This is a genomic window from Pandoraea sp. ISTKB (genome assembly GCF_001721285.1).
Taxonomy (GTDB): Bacteria; Pseudomonadota; Gammaproteobacteria; order Burkholderiales; family Burkholderiaceae; genus Pandoraea; species Pandoraea capi.
The window spans coordinates 96,004-111,662 of the sequence record NZ_MAOS01000061.1; the positions used below are offsets into that span (position 1 = coordinate 96,004).

14 protein-coding genes are annotated in these 15,659 nt (G+C 66.2%); 13 read left to right on the forward strand and 1 reads right to left on the reverse strand.

Annotated features, from left to right (window positions below; genetic code table 11):
- Positions 1 to 151: 151 nt before the first annotated feature.
- From A9762_RS22185 to A9762_RS22245, 13 genes are read left to right on the forward strand one after another with little or no spacing between them, the layout of a single operon-like run.
- Positions 152 to 952 (forward strand): GntR family transcriptional regulator, encoded by an 801-nt coding sequence (locus A9762_RS22185; RefSeq protein WP_069344152.1) that lies wholly within the window; start codon positions 152 to 154, stop codon positions 950 to 952.
- A 20-nt stretch (positions 953 to 972) separates the two neighbouring features.
- Complete coding sequence (locus A9762_RS22190; protein WP_069344153.1) at positions 973 to 2,184, forward strand: ABC transporter substrate-binding protein; 1,212 nt, start codon at positions 973 to 975, stop codon at positions 2,182 to 2,184.
- A 4-nt stretch (positions 2,185 to 2,188) separates the two neighbouring features.
- Complete coding sequence (locus tag A9762_RS22195) at positions 2,189 to 3,061, forward strand: branched-chain amino acid ABC transporter permease (RefSeq protein ID WP_069344154.1); 873 nt, start codon at positions 2,189 to 2,191, stop codon at positions 3,059 to 3,061.
- A 21-nt stretch (positions 3,062 to 3,082) separates the two neighbouring features.
- On the forward strand, positions 3,083 to 4,144 hold the full coding sequence (locus A9762_RS22200; RefSeq protein WP_083254187.1) for a branched-chain amino acid ABC transporter permease: 1,062 nt from the start codon (positions 3,083 to 3,085) through the stop codon (positions 4,142 to 4,144).
- Complete coding sequence (locus A9762_RS22205; RefSeq protein WP_069344155.1) at positions 4,137 to 4,922, forward strand: ABC transporter ATP-binding protein; 786 nt, start codon at positions 4,137 to 4,139, stop codon at positions 4,920 to 4,922. Before A9762_RS22200 ends, A9762_RS22205 begins: the two co-directional genes overlap by 8 nt.
- Positions 4,919 to 5,629: an ABC transporter ATP-binding protein gene (locus A9762_RS22210; RefSeq protein WP_069344156.1), complete on the forward strand. Its 711-nt coding sequence runs from the start codon at positions 4,919 to 4,921 to the stop codon at positions 5,627 to 5,629. Before A9762_RS22205 ends, A9762_RS22210 begins: the two co-directional genes overlap by 4 nt.
- 4 nt (positions 5,630 to 5,633) lie before the next feature.
- Positions 5,634 to 6,902 (forward strand): 3-isopropylmalate dehydratase large subunit, encoded by a 1,269-nt coding sequence (locus A9762_RS22215; protein WP_069344245.1) that lies wholly within the window; start codon positions 5,634 to 5,636, stop codon positions 6,900 to 6,902.
- Positions 6,903 to 6,924: 22 nt separating this feature from the next.
- Positions 6,925 to 7,473: a 3-isopropylmalate dehydratase gene (locus A9762_RS22220; RefSeq protein ID WP_069344157.1), complete on the forward strand. Its 549-nt coding sequence runs from the start codon at positions 6,925 to 6,927 to the stop codon at positions 7,471 to 7,473.
- The gene (locus A9762_RS22225) at positions 7,467 to 9,170 is read left to right on the forward strand and encodes a hydantoinase B/oxoprolinase family protein (RefSeq protein WP_069344158.1); all 1,704 of its coding nucleotides are present in this window, start codon (positions 7,467 to 7,469) and stop codon (positions 9,168 to 9,170) included. The genes A9762_RS22220 and A9762_RS22225 overlap by 7 nt, the downstream gene beginning before the upstream one ends.
- Positions 9,167 to 11,236: a hydantoinase/oxoprolinase family protein gene (locus tag A9762_RS22230; RefSeq protein WP_069344159.1), complete on the forward strand. Its 2,070-nt coding sequence runs from the start codon at positions 9,167 to 9,169 to the stop codon at positions 11,234 to 11,236. Before A9762_RS22225 ends, A9762_RS22230 begins: the two co-directional genes overlap by 4 nt.
- A 22-nt stretch (positions 11,237 to 11,258) precedes the next feature.
- Positions 11,259 to 11,876, forward strand: coding sequence for a cysteine hydrolase family protein (locus A9762_RS22235; RefSeq protein WP_069344160.1), 618 nt, complete (start codon positions 11,259 to 11,261; stop codon positions 11,874 to 11,876).
- A complete protein-coding gene (locus A9762_RS22240) occupies positions 11,873 to 13,333 on the forward strand; it encodes an FAD-dependent oxidoreductase (RefSeq protein WP_083254188.1) in 1,461 nt (486 codons plus the stop codon). The genes A9762_RS22235 and A9762_RS22240 overlap by 4 nt, the downstream gene beginning before the upstream one ends.
- Positions 13,330 to 14,193: an oxaloacetate decarboxylase gene (locus A9762_RS22245; protein WP_069344161.1), complete on the forward strand. Its 864-nt coding sequence runs from the start codon at positions 13,330 to 13,332 to the stop codon at positions 14,191 to 14,193. The genes A9762_RS22240 and A9762_RS22245 overlap by 4 nt, the downstream gene beginning before the upstream one ends.
- Before the next feature lie 228 nt (positions 14,194 to 14,421).
- Here the strand turns inward: A9762_RS22245 and A9762_RS22250 are convergent, their stop codons facing one another.
- Positions 14,422 to 15,645: a CaiB/BaiF CoA-transferase family protein gene (locus tag A9762_RS22250; protein WP_069344162.1), complete on the reverse strand. Its 1,224-nt coding sequence runs from the start codon at positions 15,643 to 15,645 to the stop codon at positions 14,422 to 14,424.
- Positions 15,646 to 15,659: the final 14 nt, after the last annotated feature.

Sequence of the window (15,659 nt, forward strand, 5' to 3'; positions counted from 1 at the left end):
TGCTGCGCCGCATCGTGGAACCCCTTGCCGTATCTGGGTTTGCCAGCAGCAACTTCACAATTCAGCAGTTGCTTAGGTGTTTTCCCGATAGGACATTTTGCGGCCCATTTGTTCTATTGACCGGACATTATGACACTTCCAGAATCGCCGCATGGATACCCCACTACCGCTGCCGAAGTACCACCAGATCTATCTCGTACTGCGTGAGCAATTGCAGGAGGGACGCTTCGATCGCGACGGCGTTCCCGGTGAACACCTGCTTGCCGACCAGTTCAGTGTCGCGCGCATCACGATCCGTAAGGCGATGGAAATGCTCGTGGCCGATGGACTGGTGGTGCGCCGTCCCGGCCTCGGGACCTGGCCATTGCATGCGGGGCAGCGCACCGGCGGTGGCAAGGCGCCCGGCATTTCGCGTGAAAAGGCACACCTCACCGGCCTGCTCGAGAACATCGTGAACATGGGGTTGCGCACGAGCGTGGCCGTGCTCGAATCGTCGGTGGTCGGCGCGAGCGAAGCGGTGGCCGAAGCTCTGGCGCTCGAACCCGGCGCGCCGGTCTACAAGAGCATTCGTGTGCGTAGCACGCAGGCCGGGCCGCTCTCGTACATCACGACGCATGTGCCGGAGAGCATTGCGAAGATTCGACGCGAAGCCCTTGAGCGCAAGCCGATGCTCATGCTGCTCGAAGAGGCCGGCGTCGAACTCGGGGCCGCTACGCAAACCATTTCCGCACGCCTGGCCGATGCCGTCGTGGCGCGCCATCTCGACATCGCCGTCGGTTCCGCGTTGCTTGCCGTCACACGTCTCGTGCGCGATGTCGCCGAGCGTCCGGTGCAACTGCTGCAAGGCCTGTATCGCCCCGATCGTTATCAGTACCAGCTCCAGCTCTCGCGCGTTGGCGATATCGACGCCAAGGTCTGGGTGAGCGAAGAACTATCTGCCCAATTCCACTGATCAAGTCCGGAGAATCGTCAATGAGTTCGCGTCGCACGTTCCTGCGTCAGTCCACCGCACTTGCTGCGCTTGCCGCAGCCACCACCGCACCCTGGAGCGCTCGCGCTGCGGGCAAGCCTGTCAAGATCGGCGTGCTGCATCCGGTCACCGGCGCACTCGCGTATTCGGGCCAGCAGTGCCGGCTCGGCGCGTTGCTGGCCATCGATGACATCAACGCTGCAGGCGGCATCAAGTCGCTCGGCGGGGCGCCCATCGAAGCGGTGCTCGGCGACGCCCAGTCGCGGCCCGAAGCGGGCTCGGCAGAAGTGGAAAAGATGAACGAGGCGGGCGTATCGGCGATTGTCGGCGCGTATGCATCGGCTATCTGTCTCGCGACGACCCAGACCGCCGCGAAGTACGGTCTGCCGCACGTGGTGGACGTCGGTGTGGCCGACCAGATCGTCGAGCGCGGTCTGACGAACACCTTCCGTTTCGGCCCGGGCTACCGCATGTGCTCGATGCGAGCGGTCGACGACCTCGCCGCCCTGAACGACGCCGCAGGCAAACCCGCGAAGACCGTGATGATCGTGCACGAGGAATCGCTCTTCGGCACCGGCACGGCGGCCTTGTTGCAAAAGGAATTGCCGGCACGCGGCTTCGAGGTCAAGGAGGTCATCAAGCACGCCAACCCGACGCGCGACTTCAACAACATCGTGCTGCGCATGCGCTCGGTGAACCCGGACATCGTGATCCCGGCGAACTACTACAACGAGTACGCCTTGCTGCTGCGCGCGATGAAGCAACAGAAGGTCCGCCCGAAAGCGATCTACTCGGTGCTTGGCGGCGCGGCGTCGAGCTACAAATTCCTCAAGGAGTTTCCGGATATCGCCGACGGCATCATCGACTGCAACCATTGGTTCAATCCGAAAGACCCGCGCGTGGCGTCGCTCAAGAAGCGCACGGAAGCGAAGGGCGCGTTCTTCAGCTACGAAGTCTTCATGACGTACACCGCCATGATGCTGCTGGCCGACGCCATCGAACGCGCGAAGTCGGTCGATCGTGCGGCGATTACGGCGGCGCTGACGTCAAGCACCTTCAAGGATCACCTGATGCCGTACGGCCCCACGAAGTTCGTGAACGGCCAGAACACGGGCGCGCAGCCGCTGCTCACGCAGGTCTCCGGCGGCGACATCAAGGTGATTCTGCCGGACAGCTACCGTCAGGTCGCGCCGGTCTTCCCGCTCAAGGCCTGACGTGATGCTCGACCCGGTCATTCTGCTGTCGGCCCTGCTCAACGGGCTGACGACGGGCGCGGTCTATGCCCTCATCGCGCTCGGTCTTACGCTCGTCTACGGCGTGCTGCACATCATCAACTTCGCACACGGCGCGGCGTTGATGGTGGCGCTGTACGCCGTGTGGCTGCTCAGGGAGAAGCTCGGCATCGATCCCTATGTGGCGTTGCCGTTCGTCACGCTGGGCATGTTCGCCCTCGGCTATGCATTGCAACGCGTGGTGATCGAACGTGCGAGCCACGGCAAGGACGAGAACATTCTGCTCGTCACGTTAGGGCTGGCCATCGTGCTGGAGAACCTCGCGCTCGTGTGGTTCAAGTCCGATACGCACACCATCGACACGCCGTACACCCTTGCGACCGTCGACATCGGTCCGGTCATGCTCGCCGTGCCGAAGCTGATCGCCTTCGGCGGCGCGCTGGCGGCAGCGGCGATTCTGTTCTGGATCGTGCGCTCGACCGACCTCGGCCGCGCGATTCGGGCCGTCGCGAAGGAAAAGCATGGCGCGAAGCTCATGGGCATCGACGTCGAACGGGTCTACGCGATCTCGTTCGGCATCGGTATGGCATGCGTGGGCGCTGCCGCCTGCTTTCTGCTGCCGACCTACTACGTCAACCCGCAAGTGGGCGGGGGCTTCGTGCTCGTCGCGTTCACGATCGTGGTGCTGGGCGGCATGGGCAGTTTCGCCGGTGCGCTCGTCGGCGGACTGCTGATCGGCGTGGTGGAGTCGCTTTGCGGCCTGTGGCTGGGCGATTCACTGGGACAGATCGGCATCTTCGCCATTTTCATCATCGTCGTGCTGCTGCGTCCGCAGGGGCTGTTCGGTGCACGTGCCTAAAAGGATGAGCAGGAGCAAACGATGAGGGATCTTCGGTGGATTGTGTTGTTCGGTGTCGTTGTCGCGGCATTACTCGTCACGCTGCAATCGGGCGTGTGGCTGTCGTTCCTGATGATGACGCTCTATACCGTGCTGCTCTCGCAGTCGTGGAACATGCTGGGCGGCTTCGGCGGGCAACTGTCGTTCGGCCACGCACTGTTCTTCGGCGTGGGGGCTTACGCGCAGGCGATTGCGCAATTGCAGTGGGGATGGAACCCATGGGTGGCCATGCCGTTCGCGCTGGCGATGGGCACGCTTGTGGCGGTAATCATCGGCGCAGTGACGTTCCGCTACGGCCTCAAGGGTTCGTACTTTGCGCTGGTGACGCTGGCCTTCGCGGAAGTGTTCCGCATTCTCGCGGTGTCGCTGCCCTTCACCGGCGCAGGGGTCGGGCTGATGGTGCCGTTGCGCCAGAGCGTGGGCAATTTGCAGTTCGCGTCGCCGCGCGGCTATGCGTTCGTGCTGCTCGCATTCGTGATGGGGGCGTTGCTGGTCACGGCGTGGCTGCGGCACTCGCGCTTCGGGGCGTGGTTACAGGCCGTGCGCGATAACGAGAACGCGGCGCGTGCCGTCGGCGTGAATCCGCTGCGCGTGAAGCTCGGTGCGATCGCTTTGTCGGGCGCCTTCATGAGCGCGGCCGGCGTGTGCTACGTGCAGATGTTCCAGTACATCGATGCCGGCATCGCGTTCGGCTCGACGATTTCGGTCGAAGCGCTCGTTGGCGCCATCGTCGGCGGGCTGGGCACGCTGTGGGGACCGGTGCTCGGTGCGGCTGCGCTTTACACGCTGGGTGAATTCACCCGCAACCTGTTCGGCGAATTGCCCGGCCTGTCGATGGTGATCTATGGCGTGGTGCTCACGCTGATCGTGATGTTCCTGCCGCGGGGCATGACGGGCGCTGGCGCATCGGTGCGCCGCATGCTGGGCATGGACCGCGCCGGGACTGGCGCAAGCGCCACGTTCCGTGCCACGGACGCTAACGCCCCTCATACCGCCAATGTTGCAAATGCCGCGAATGCCGGCGAGGAGAAGGCCGGTGTCTGACGCCTTGTTGAAAGCCGATGGTCTGTCCATCACCTTTGGCGGCCTGAAAGCCGTGCAGGACGTCAGCCTGAGCATCCGGCCGGGCACGCTCACGGCACTCGTGGGACCGAACGGCGCAGGCAAGACGACGCTGTTCGGTCTGCTCTCCGGCTTTCTCGTGCCGACGGCCGGCCGCGTCGAGTTTCAGGGGCGCGACATCACGGGGCAGGCGCCCTTTGTGACGGCACGTCAGGGCCTCGCGCGTACGTTCCAGATCGTGCAGCCGTTCGGCGCGCAGACCGTACGGGAGAACATCGCCGTCGGCGCGCATCTGCATGAACCCGGTCGACGCCAGGCATTGCGTCAGGCCGAGGAGATCGCACTGCGCACCAACTTGCAGGCGCAGCTCGACAAGCCCGCTGCCGATCTGACCGTGTGCGGCCGCAAGCGCCTGGAACTCGCGCGCGCGTTAGCGACACGTCCGCGATTGTTGTTGCTCGATGAAGTCCTCGCCGGACTCAATCCGAGCGAGATCGACGAGATGATTCCCGTGGTGCGCGAGATAGCCGCGAGCGGCGTCACCGTGCTGATGATCGAACACGTGATGCGCGCCGTGATGAGCCTTGCCGAACACGTCTGGGTGCTCGCACAAGGGAAGTTGATCGCGGCGGGCACGCCTCGGGAAGTGACGTCGGATCCTGCGGTCGTCGAAGCCTATCTGGGACACGGTACGGCGGCGCGTCTGGCGGCGCAATCCACTGAGGCGGCGCAGGCGCCTGAGCAGGGAGGGGCACGATGAGTCACCTGCTCGAAGTCGAAGGCCTGCGCACCGGTTACGGCCGCGTGGAGGTGCTGCGCGGTGTCGATCTGAGTGTCGACGAAGGCGAGATCGTGGTGATGCTCGGCAGCAACGGCGCGGGCAAGTCCACGTTGAACAACACACTCTCCGGTATCAATCCGGTCTGGGCAGGCAAGGTGCGTTTCGACGGTCACGACCTCACCGGACGGCATTACCGGGAAGTGGTCAAGGCCGGGTTGATTCAGGTGCCAGAAGGTCGCCGCGTTTTCCCGAACCTGAGCGTGCTGGAAAACCTGTCGCTCGGCGCTTTCGCCCGGGGTCGCGCGCAACGCGAGCAAAGTCTGGAGCGAATGCTCGATCTGTTCCCGCGCCTGCGTGAGCGCATCGCGCAGCCTGCCGGCACGATGTCCGGCGGCGAACAGCAGATGCTCGCCATCGCGCGTGGCCTGATGGCCGAGCCCCGTCTGCTGATTCTCGACGAACCGTCGCTCGGTCTCTCGCCGCTCATGGTCGAAGAGCTGTTCTCGCTGATTGCGCGACTTCAGCGCGATGGCCTGTCGATTCTGCTCGTCGAGCAAAACGTGGGCCAGTCGCTCGAAACCGGTCAGCGCGGCTACGTGCTCGAGAACGGCTCGATCCGCCACAGCGGCACCTGCGCGGAACTGCTCGCGAGCCGCGAGCTGCGCCGTGCCTATCTCGGAATGTAAGGGAATTACCGTGGCTCAAACTCTGACGCAAAAGCTGCTGGCCGCCGCATGCGGGCGCGCCGAAGTGGCGGTCGGCGAGATCGTGACCTGCAAGGTCGATCTCGCGATGTTTCACGATTCCAGCGGTCCGCGCCGTCTGCAACCGATGCTCGAATCGCTCGGCGCCACGCTGTGGGACAAGTCGAAGGTCGTGCTGGTCATCGATCACTACGTGCCCGAATCGGACGACGAGTCGCGTCGCATCGTACGTATTGCCCGTGACTGGGCGCAAGCGCAGGCGCTGCCCAACGTCTATGACTCGGTCGGCATTTGCCATGTGGTGGTGCCGGAGCACGGGCATCTGCGCCCGGGCATGTTCTGTGTGGGTGGCGATTCGCATTCGCCGACCGGCGGCGCGTTCGGTGCGTACATGTTCGGTATCGGCAGCACCGAAATGCTCGGCGTAGCGGTCTCGGGCGAGATCTGGGTCAAGGTGCCCTCGACCATCCAGATGCGCTGGGACGGACGCCTCACGGACGGCGTGACCGCCAAGGACATGATCCTGCACATGATCGGCCGTTTCGGCATGAACGGTGGACGCTATCAGGCCATCGAGTTCTGCGGCGAGGCTGTGCGAGCGCTTTCCATGCAGGAGCGCATGACGCTGTCGAACATGAGTGCCGAACTGGGCTCGCAAGTCGGGCTCGTCTCGCCGGACGCCACCACGCTCGACTACCTGCGTTCGGTCGGCGTCACGGCGCCGATCGACGTCGATCGCTGGCAGAGTGACGCCGACGCACCGGCCGAAGTGCACACCTTCGACGCCGGCACGCTCGCCCCGCAAGTCGCCGCGCCGCATAGCCCGTCGAACACGTCGGACATTGGCGCCTTCGCCGACGTTGCGGTCGACGTCGCCTATCTCGGCGCCTGCACGGGGGCCAAGCTCGAAGACTTGCGCGCGGCAGCACGCGTGCTCAAGGACCGGCGCGTGGCCGACGGCATGCGCTTCGTCGTTGCGCCGGCATCGGCGCGCGATCAGGCGCAAGCGGCACGCGAGGGCGTGATGGACGTGCTGGTCGCGGCGGGCGCGCAGGTGCTCGCGAATACCTGTGGCGCGTGTGCCGGCTATGGCGGCTCGATCCCGGAAGGGGCGACCGTGATGTCGAGCACCGCACGCAATTTCAAGGGACGCATGGGCGCGGAGACGGCGCAGGTCTATCTCGGTTCGCCATACGCCGTGGCGGCCGCCGCGCTCACCGGGCGCATTGCCGATCCGCGCGATGTCCTCGTCTGATCCCGTACTGACAACGCCTCTCATGACATTGCCAACGTCTTCCCTTGAATCGTCTGCACCCGGGCACCGCGCCTGGGTCGTGGGCGCCGACATCGATACCGACGCGCTCGCGCCGGGCGCGTACATGAAGTTCGGTATCGACGAAATCGCTCGCCATTGCCTGCATCGTGTGCGTCCCGAATTCGCCTCGACGGTGCGTCCGGGCGATGTGCTCGTGGCCGGGCCGAACTTCGGCATCGGGTCGTCTCGCGAGCAGGCCGCTGCGGCGCTCGTGCACCTGGGCGTGCGCGCCGTCATTGCGCCGTCGTTCAACGGACTGTATTTCCGCAACGCCTTCAACGTGGGGCTGTTGCTGCTTACCTGCGCCGACGCGCCGGGCATTGCCGAGGGCGAAACGCTGCGGCTCGCGCCGCGCGAAGGCGTTATCGAACGCGCCGACGGCAGCCGTCTGACCTGCGAGAGCGTGCCGGGCTTCCTGCTCGACATGGTCGATGCAGGCGGTCTGCTCAATCTCCTCAAGCAGCGCAGTTCGACATCTCACGCGACACCTAACGGAGTTACTTCATGCTAGATCCCGTCACCCTGGCGGTCCTCAAGGGCCGGCTGGAGCAGATCGCCGACGAAATGGACGCGACGCTTTACCGAAGTGCCTTCAACCCGATCATTGCCGAGGCGCACGACGCCTGCCACGGCATCTACGATGCGGCGACCGGCGCGACGCTCGTGCAAGGCAAGTCGGGCCTGCCGGTGTTCGTCGGCGCCATGGCGTTTGCCGTCCAGGCGGCCGCGCGCACGGCCGCCGAGCGTGGCGGCATGGTCGAAGGCGATGTCTGGCTCTTCAACGACCCGTACGACGGCGGCACGCACGCCAATGACTTCAAGCTCGTGCGACCGGTGTTTCGCGACGGCAAGCTGTTCTGCTTTCTGGCGTCGGCCGCGCACTGGCACGATGTCGGCGGCGCGGTGCCCGGGAATTACAACCCGGCGGCGACCGAATGCTGGCAGGAGGCGGTTCAGATTCCGCCCGTGCGTATCGTGCGCCGGGGCGAACTCGATGCCGACGTGCTCGCCATCCTCAAGGCGAACACGCGCTTGCCGGATAGCCTGTGGGGCGATCTGAACGGACAGCTCGCCGCGTTGGAGCTGGGTGGGCGGCGTCTGGCCGATCTGCTCGACGAGTACGGCGACGTCACGGTGCACGAGGCGCTGGGGCAACTGCGCGAGCGTGCCGTCAAGCTCATGCGCGCTCACGTGGCGGCGCTGCCCGACGGCGAGTATCGCTACAGCGACACGCTCGACAACGACGGTGTGCGCGACGAAGCGCTGACCATTGCGCTGCGCATGCGGGTGGAGGGCGACACGCTGACGCTCGATTTCACCGGCACGTCGCCTGCCTGCATGGGACCGGTGAACATCTCGCGTGCGACGGCGATTGCCGCGTGTTACGTCGCGCTCAAGCACCTGTTCCCGGACGTGCCCGCCAATGCGGGCGTGCTCGATGCCGTGCGTTTCGAACTGCCCGACGGGTTGCTGATCTCGGCGCAGCGTCCGCGCCCGGTGGGGGGCTACACGGAAACCATTCTGCGCATGATCGACGTAATCTTCTGCGCCATGGCGCAAGCCGCCCCCGAGCGAGCGATGGCGCAGGCGTACGGCACGATCAATGCGCTGTCGATTGCCGGGTATCGCACCGATCCGGCTCGCAAGGGCCAGCGCTGGGTGATGTTCAGCTTCTTCGGCGGCGGGCACGGCGGACATATCGACGGCGACGGCCTCTCACACGGCAACGCGCCGATTTCGACGGCCACCATTCCGCCGGTCGAGATTCTCGAAGCCGCGTATCCGGTGCGCTTCACGCAGTGGGCGCTGCGGCCGGACTCGGCGGGCGACGGTGAGCACCGTGGCGGACTCGGGGCCATCTACGAAATCGAACTGCTCGAAGACAGCGCCGAGGCGTTCGTGTTCGGTGAACGCGGACGCTCGGCTCCGCAAGGCATCGCCGGTGGCGAAGCCTCGGTGCCGAACGTCTTCCAGTATCAGAACGACGGGCAATGGCACACGCCCCCGATGCGCTCGAAGATGCTGGGCATCAAGCTTGCCCGGGGCGAGCGGGTGCGGCTGGAGACGCCGGGCGGTGGCGGATACGGCGACCCGGCCCGGCGAGACGAACAGGCGCGCGCCCATGATCGCGCCATGGGATATGTGACGACGCCGGGCGCGAGCGGGCAGTGTCCCGCCGCCAAGGCAACGAAGGAGCAACAGGCATGAGCGCAGCACCCAACACGAACCCCTCGCTGGTCGTCGGCGTCGACGTCGGCGGGACCTTCACCGATCTGTTCGTGCTCGACGAGGCTGCGGGTGTCGCCCGCATCGTGAAGGTGCCCTCCACGCGTGGCGAAGAGGCCCGGGGTTTCATGAACGGCATTGAACGGGTCGAGTCCGAAGGGCGCGGCGGGGCCGCCGCCATCGCGACCATCGTGCATGGCACGACCGTCGGCACCAACGCACTGCTCGAACGTAAAGTCGCGCGTACCGGCATCATCACGACGACGGGGTTTCGCGACGTGCTGGAAATGCGTCGGCGCGACCGCCCGGCCACGTGGGGGCTGCGCGGCAACTTCGCGCCCATCGTGCCGCGCGATCTACGTCTCGAAGTGGACGAACGCGTGCTCGCTGACGGCACGATCCATACGGCCGTCGATATCGCGCAGGTCGAAGCTGCGGCACGCGCGTTGCTTGAAGCGGGATGCGAGGCCGTTTGCGTGTTCTTCGTGAACGCTTATGCCAACCCGGAAAACGAGCGTCTCGCCGTGGCGGCCGTGCGCGCGCTGTGGCCCAACGGCAACGTGACGGCGGCGACCGAAGTGTTGCCCGAGATCCGCGAGTTCGAGCGTTGCTCGACGGCGACCCTCAACGCTTCGCTGCAACCGGTGGTGGGCAGCTATCTCACGCGTCTGGCGAGCGATTTGCAGGCGCAGGGCTTCGGCGGCGAACTGCTGGTCGTGCAGAGCAACGGCGGCATCATGTCGCGTAAGACGGCAAGCGACGTGCCGGTGCGCACGGCGCTCTCCGGCCCGGCGGCCGGCGTCATCGCCTGCGCGGCCATCGCTCGCGCGGCGGGATTCCCCAACGTGGTGACGGGCGACATGGGCGGTACGTCGTTCGATGTGTCGCTGGTGGCGGGCGGCGAAGCGTCGCTCTCGGCGCAGACGTCCATCGAGTTCGGCATGGTGGTGCGCTCGCCGATGATTCAGATCGAGACGATCGGTGCAGGCGGCGGGTCGATCGCGTCGGTGGATGCAGGCGGTCTGCTTCAGGTCGGCCCGGAGTCGGCGGGCAGCATTCCGGGGCCTGCCTGCTATGGACGCGGCAACACGCGTCCGAGCGTGACCGACGCCAACGTGCTGCTCGGTCGCATTGCGGCCGATCGCCCGCTGGGCGGCGGTCTGCTCGGCAAACTCGATAGCGAACTGGCCGCGCAGGCCATCGACAAGCATGTGGCACAGCCGCTGGGGCTGGACGTCTATGCTGCCGCCGAGGCCATTCTTACGGTTGCCAACGCCAAGATGGCAGGCGCGATTCGCGTGGTGTCCATCGAGCGCGGGCACGATCCGCGTCAGTTCGCCTACATGCCGTTCGGCGGCGGCGGCGCGTTGCATGTGTGCGCGATGATGCGCGAAGTCGGCACTACGACCGGCATCGTGCCGCGCTATCCGGGCGTGACCTCGGCGCTGGGCTGCGTGATTGCCGACATGCGTCATGACAGCGTGCAGACGCTCAACCAGCCGCTCGCCGCGCTCGACACCGACGACCTGGTGGCACGTGTCGATGGCTTGCAGGTGGCGTGCCAGCAGCGTCTGGATTCCGCCGGCGTGCGTTTCGATGCCGTGCGCGAAGTCATCGAGCTGGACATGCTCTACGTGGGGCAGAGCCACACGGTGCGTGTGCCGGTGGCGCGCGATGCGCTGAGCCGCGAAGGCATCGCACGCGCGTTCGAAGCCGCCTATCGCGAGGCGTTCGGCCGCACGCTCGACGGCATTGCCGTGCGCATCATGAATCTGCGCTACGCCCGCATCGGCGTACGCCCGAAGTTCGACCTCGGTGTGCTGGCGCCGCAGGCGCATGAGATGCCGGCGTCGCCCGGCACGCAACGGGTCTATCACGCGGGGCAATGGTGGGATGCCGCGCGCTATCCGCGTCTGGATCTGCCGGTCGGCGCGACGGTCGTCGGTCCGGCGATCCTCGAACAGTCCGATACGACGATCTGGCTGGAGCCGGGCTTCACTGGCCGTGTCGATGCGCTGGGCAACCTGCTCATCACGCGCGACGCATGAGTGCACCGACAGGAGTGATGCCATGAGTGAGACACCCGGGCTTGACGCGGCGCGCACCGCGCTCGTCATCGTCGACCTGCAAAACGACTTCATTACCCCCGGTGGTGCGTACGACCGGGGCAGCGCGGCGACACCGCAGGCGCAGGCGTTGCCCGCCCGTATCGCACCGCTGGCCCGGTCGCTCAAGGCGGCGGGCGGCTACGTGGCGGCGAGCCAGTTCACGCTCTGGCCCGATGCACAGGGCGAGCCGATGATCTCGCCCCATCTGAAACAGCTACGACCGTTCCTGCGACGTGGCGACTTCGTGGCGGGCTCGCCCGGTCACGCCACGGTGGCATCGCTCGCCGAGCATGTGGATGTGTCGGTGTGGAAGGTCGCGTACTCGGCGTTCTTCAACACGCAACTCGATTGGGTATTGCGCCGCGCGGGGATCGAAACGGTCGCGGTGTGCGGCATCGTGACGAATGGCGGCGTTGCGAGCACTGCGCGCGACGCACACATGCGTGACTACCGCGTGCTCGTGCTCTCGGACGGCTGTGCGGCCCCCACGCCCGCCGCGCACGATGCGGCACTGGCGGACTTGCGCACCGTGGGCGAGATCGTGACGTGCGAGGCGTTTGCCGGACGGATCGCGGTATGAGTGCGCCGGAGACATCTAGCGCATCGAGCGCAGCGGTCGCTCCCGTCGTGCCCGTCGTTCGTTACGGCCGTCCCCCGATCGACGATCTGCCGCAAGTAAGCGTGGTCATCGTCGGGGCGGGGGCTTGCGGTCTGAGTACCGCGCTGGTGTTGCAGGACGCGGGCATCGACTGCGTGCTGCTTGAGCGCGACGGCGTGCCGAGCGGCTCCACGGCCTTGTCGTCCGGCTTCATTCCCGCAACCGGCTCGCAGGTCCAGCGTGCTGCGGGGATCGACGACAGTCCGGCGCGGTTCGCCGACGATATCCAGCGCAAGGCCGGGGGCACGGCGGCGTCGCATCTGGTCGACGCGTACGCCAGTGCATCGGGCGCGGCGATGGACATGCTCGCACGCCATGGACTGCATTTCGAAATTCTCGACGGCTTTCTGTATCCGGGGCACAGCGTGCGACGCATGCACAGCTTGCCCGAGCGCACCGGGGCGGCACTGATGGCCGCGCTCGAACGCGCCGTGCAGGCGACTGACGCGGCGATCCTCACGCGCACGCTCGTGCGTGAGCTATGGCTCGACGACGCAGGCCGCGTGCAGGCGGTGGGCGGGGTGAGGCCCGACGGCGCGATGGAGTATCTGGCCTGCGACATGCTGCTGCTCGCCTGCAATGGTTTCGGCGGCAATGCCGAACTGCGGCGCGCGTGGCTGCCGGAGATGGCGGAAGCTGTCTACGGCGGCCATGAAGGTAACGACGGGAGTGCGCTGCTCTGGGGACGCGAGCTTGGTGCTGCATCGGCCGATCTCGGGGGCTATCAGGGGCACGGCTCGTGGGCGAGCCCGCACGGCGTGCTGATTTCGTGGGCCGTCATCATGGATGGCGGGGTGCAGATCAACCGGCTGGGCAAGCGCTTTCACGACGAGACGCACGGCTATTCCGAAGCGGCAGTGCATGTGCTGGCGCAGCCCGACGGTGTCGCGTGGAATGTTTTCGATGCGCAGACGCTGGCACTGGCGCGCACCTTCCCTGACTTTCAGGCGGCGGAAGCGGCGGGTGCGCTACGGACTTGCGCCGACGCCGAGGCGCTGGCGTCCACCATCGGGTGCGATGCCGACGTGCTGCGCGAGACGCTGCTCAGCGTGGCGCCGGACGGCACGCCAGCAGACGGCCGCCGTTTCATGCGCGCGCTCACCGCCCCGTATTACGCGGTGAAAGTCACCGGCGCGCTGTTCCACACACAAGGCGGGCTGGATATCGATGCGCGTTGCCGTGTGCTGCGCCCGGACGGCTCACCGTTTCCGAATCTGCTCGCCGCTGGCGGCGCCGCTCGCGGGGTGTCGGGCAATGCCGTCTGGGGTTACCTGTCCGGCAACGGCCTGCTCTCGGCCGTCGCGGGCGGCTACCTCGCGGCAAACACCATCGTCGACACGCTCGGCGACGCGTTCCCACAACAGGAGATTTCCGCATGACGACATCGTCGTCTCTCAAACAACGGCTGGACCACGGCGTGCTGCTGGCGCCGGGTGTCTACGATGCACTGTCCGCGCTGATTGCCGCGCAATCGGGCTTCGAGGCGCTGTACCTCTCGGGCGCGTCGATCGCCTATACGCGACTGGGCCGCTCCGACATTGGTCTGACGACATACACCGAAGTGGAAGACACGCTCGCGCGTATTGCCGAGCGAGTCGACGTGCCCGTCATCGTCGACGCGGATACCGGGTTCGGTAATGCCCTCAACGTCGGGCGCACCGTGCGGGGATTCGAGCGCGCGGGCGCGGCGATGATCCAGCTTGAGGATCAGACGTTTCCGAAACGCTGCGGGCATCTCGACGGCAAGAGCGTCGTGAGCGCGCAAGAGATGACCGGTAAGGTGCGGGCGGCGGTCGACGCGCGTCATGACAGAAGCACGCTCATTCTCGCGCGTACCGATGCGGTGGCCGTCGAAGGGCTCGACGCCGCGCTCGATCGCGCGGAGCAGTATCTGGAAGCGGGCGCAGACGCGCTTTTCATCGAAGCCTTGCGCACCACGGAGCAGATGGCCGCCGCGTGCGAACGCTTCGCTGCCCGGGTGCCGTTGCTGGCGAACATGGTGGAGGGCGGCAAGACACCCGTACAGAGCGCGCAGGTGCTGGCCGATATCGGCTTTCGCATCGTCATCTTCCCCGGCGGGACGGCGCGTGCAGTCGCCCACACCTTGCAGGGCTACTACGCCAATCTGCATGCTCAAGGCACGACAGCGGCGTGGCGCGATCGCATGCTCGACTTCGATGGATTGAACGACGTGATCGGAACAGCGGAGTTGCTGGCGCAAGGGCAGCGTTACGAGTAGTGCGGCGTAGGGAGGCGTCGTGCGACTCGTCGTCTGATGACGGGATCGCCGGCAGGTGGTTAGCAGATGCTCAGGAGGCGTGGCCCGAACCGACGGGTACGGGGGCGCGTTACGACAGGATCGGCGTGGAACGTGGGTGACGCCGGTTTTTGAGGAGAGGGGGCTTGTCGCGAATCGATTCGCGGCAGGCCCCTTTTTCCATCGGTGCGTGTTGCGTGTCAGACCGTGTCAGACGATGCCGCTGTCGCGCAGTCCGGCGATCTGTGCGTCGTCCAGCCCCAGACGCTCGCGCAGAATGTCGTCGCTGTGCTGACCGAGCGTCGGCGGCGCGCTGTGTGCCACCGGCGGCGTCTCGCTCATCTTCATGGGACTGGCCACCAGACGCGCGACTCCCCCGGACGGATGCGGCAACTCGATCGCCATCTCGCGCGCGAGCACTTGCGGGTGTGCGAAGACTTCCGGCAGCGTGTTGATCGGCCCGCACGGCACGCCTGCGACTTCCAGCTTGTCGATCCATTCGTCCTTGCCGAACTTGCGCACCATTTGCGCGAGGATCGGCACGAGCACCTCGCGATGGCGCACGCGCGACGGATTGGTGGCGAAGCGTTCGTCGTCCGCCAGCGCAGGCTCGCCGCCGGCTTCCACAAATTTGCGGAACTGCCCGTCGTTACCCACGGCGACGATGATCCAGCCGTCATCGCCCGTCTGAAACGTCTGATACGGGACGATGTTCGGATGCGCGTTGCCCCAGCGCACCGGCGCCTTCTCGCTGGCGAGGTAGTTGGTGTTCATGTTCGCGAGCATCGCGACCTGCGTATCGAGCAACGCCATGTCGATGTACTGGCCCACGCCCGTGCGGTCGCGATGGGTGAGGGCGGCCATGATGGCGATGGTGGCGTACATGCCGGTCATGAGGTCGGCGATAGCGACTCCGGCCTTCTGCGGGCCGCCACCGGGCAGCCCGTCGCGCTCGCCGGTAATGCTCATGAAGCCGCCGATGCCTTGCACGATGAAGTCGTAACCGGCGCGCGACGCGTGCGGGCCGGTCTGGCCGAAGCCGGTGACGGAGCAGTAGACGAGATCGGGTTTGACGGCCTTGAGCGAGGCGTAATCGAGACCGTACTTCGCCAGTTGACCGACCTTGTAGTTCTCGACGACGACGTCGCTTTGCGCCGCGAGCGAACGCACGATGGCCTGACCTTCGGAGCGGGATATGTCCAGCGTAAGGGAGCGCTTGTTACGGTTGGCCGCGAGGTAGTACGCGGCCTCTGTGGTGTCGCGGCCTTCGGCGTCGCGTTGGTAGGGCGGACCCCAGCGGCGTGTGTCGTCGCCGGCGCCAGGGCGCTCGACCTTGATGACGTCTGCGCCCAGATCGGCCAGATTCTGCGTCGCCCACGGTCCGGCCAGCACCCTTGAGAGGTCCAGTACCCGGATATGACTCAGCGCACCCATCGTTCGCTCTCTCC

Bases quoted from the DNA above. Each gene is read 5' to 3' on its own strand.
- A9762_RS22185 (WP_069344152.1), top strand. From the start codon at position 152: ATGGATACCCCACTACCGCTGCCGAAGTACCACCAGATCTATCTCGTA.
- A9762_RS22190 (WP_069344153.1), top strand. From the start codon at position 973: ATGAGTTCGCGTCGCACGTTCCTGCGTCAGTCCACCGCACTTGCTGCG.
- A9762_RS22195 (WP_069344154.1), top strand. From the start codon at position 2,189: ATGCTCGACCCGGTCATTCTGCTGTCGGCCCTGCTCAACGGGCTGACG.
- A9762_RS22200 (WP_083254187.1), top strand. From the start codon at position 3,083: ATGAGGGATCTTCGGTGGATTGTGTTGTTCGGTGTCGTTGTCGCGGCA.
- A9762_RS22210 (WP_069344156.1), top strand. From the start codon at position 4,919: ATGAGTCACCTGCTCGAAGTCGAAGGCCTGCGCACCGGTTACGGCCGC.
- A9762_RS22220 (WP_069344157.1), top strand. From the start codon at position 6,925: ATGACATTGCCAACGTCTTCCCTTGAATCGTCTGCACCCGGGCACCGC.
- A9762_RS22225 (WP_069344158.1), top strand. From the start codon at position 7,467: ATGCTAGATCCCGTCACCCTGGCGGTCCTCAAGGGCCGGCTGGAGCAG.
- A9762_RS22230 (WP_069344159.1), top strand. From the start codon at position 9,167: ATGAGCGCAGCACCCAACACGAACCCCTCGCTGGTCGTCGGCGTCGAC.
- A9762_RS22235 (WP_069344160.1), top strand. From the start codon at position 11,259: ATGAGTGAGACACCCGGGCTTGACGCGGCGCGCACCGCGCTCGTCATC.
- A9762_RS22240 (WP_083254188.1), top strand. From the start codon at position 11,873: ATGAGTGCGCCGGAGACATCTAGCGCATCGAGCGCAGCGGTCGCTCCC.
- A9762_RS22245 (WP_069344161.1), top strand. From the start codon at position 13,330: ATGACGACATCGTCGTCTCTCAAACAACGGCTGGACCACGGCGTGCTG.
- A9762_RS22250 (WP_069344162.1), bottom strand. From the start codon at position 15,645: ATGGGTGCGCTGAGTCATATCCGGGTACTGGACCTCTCAAGGGTGCTG.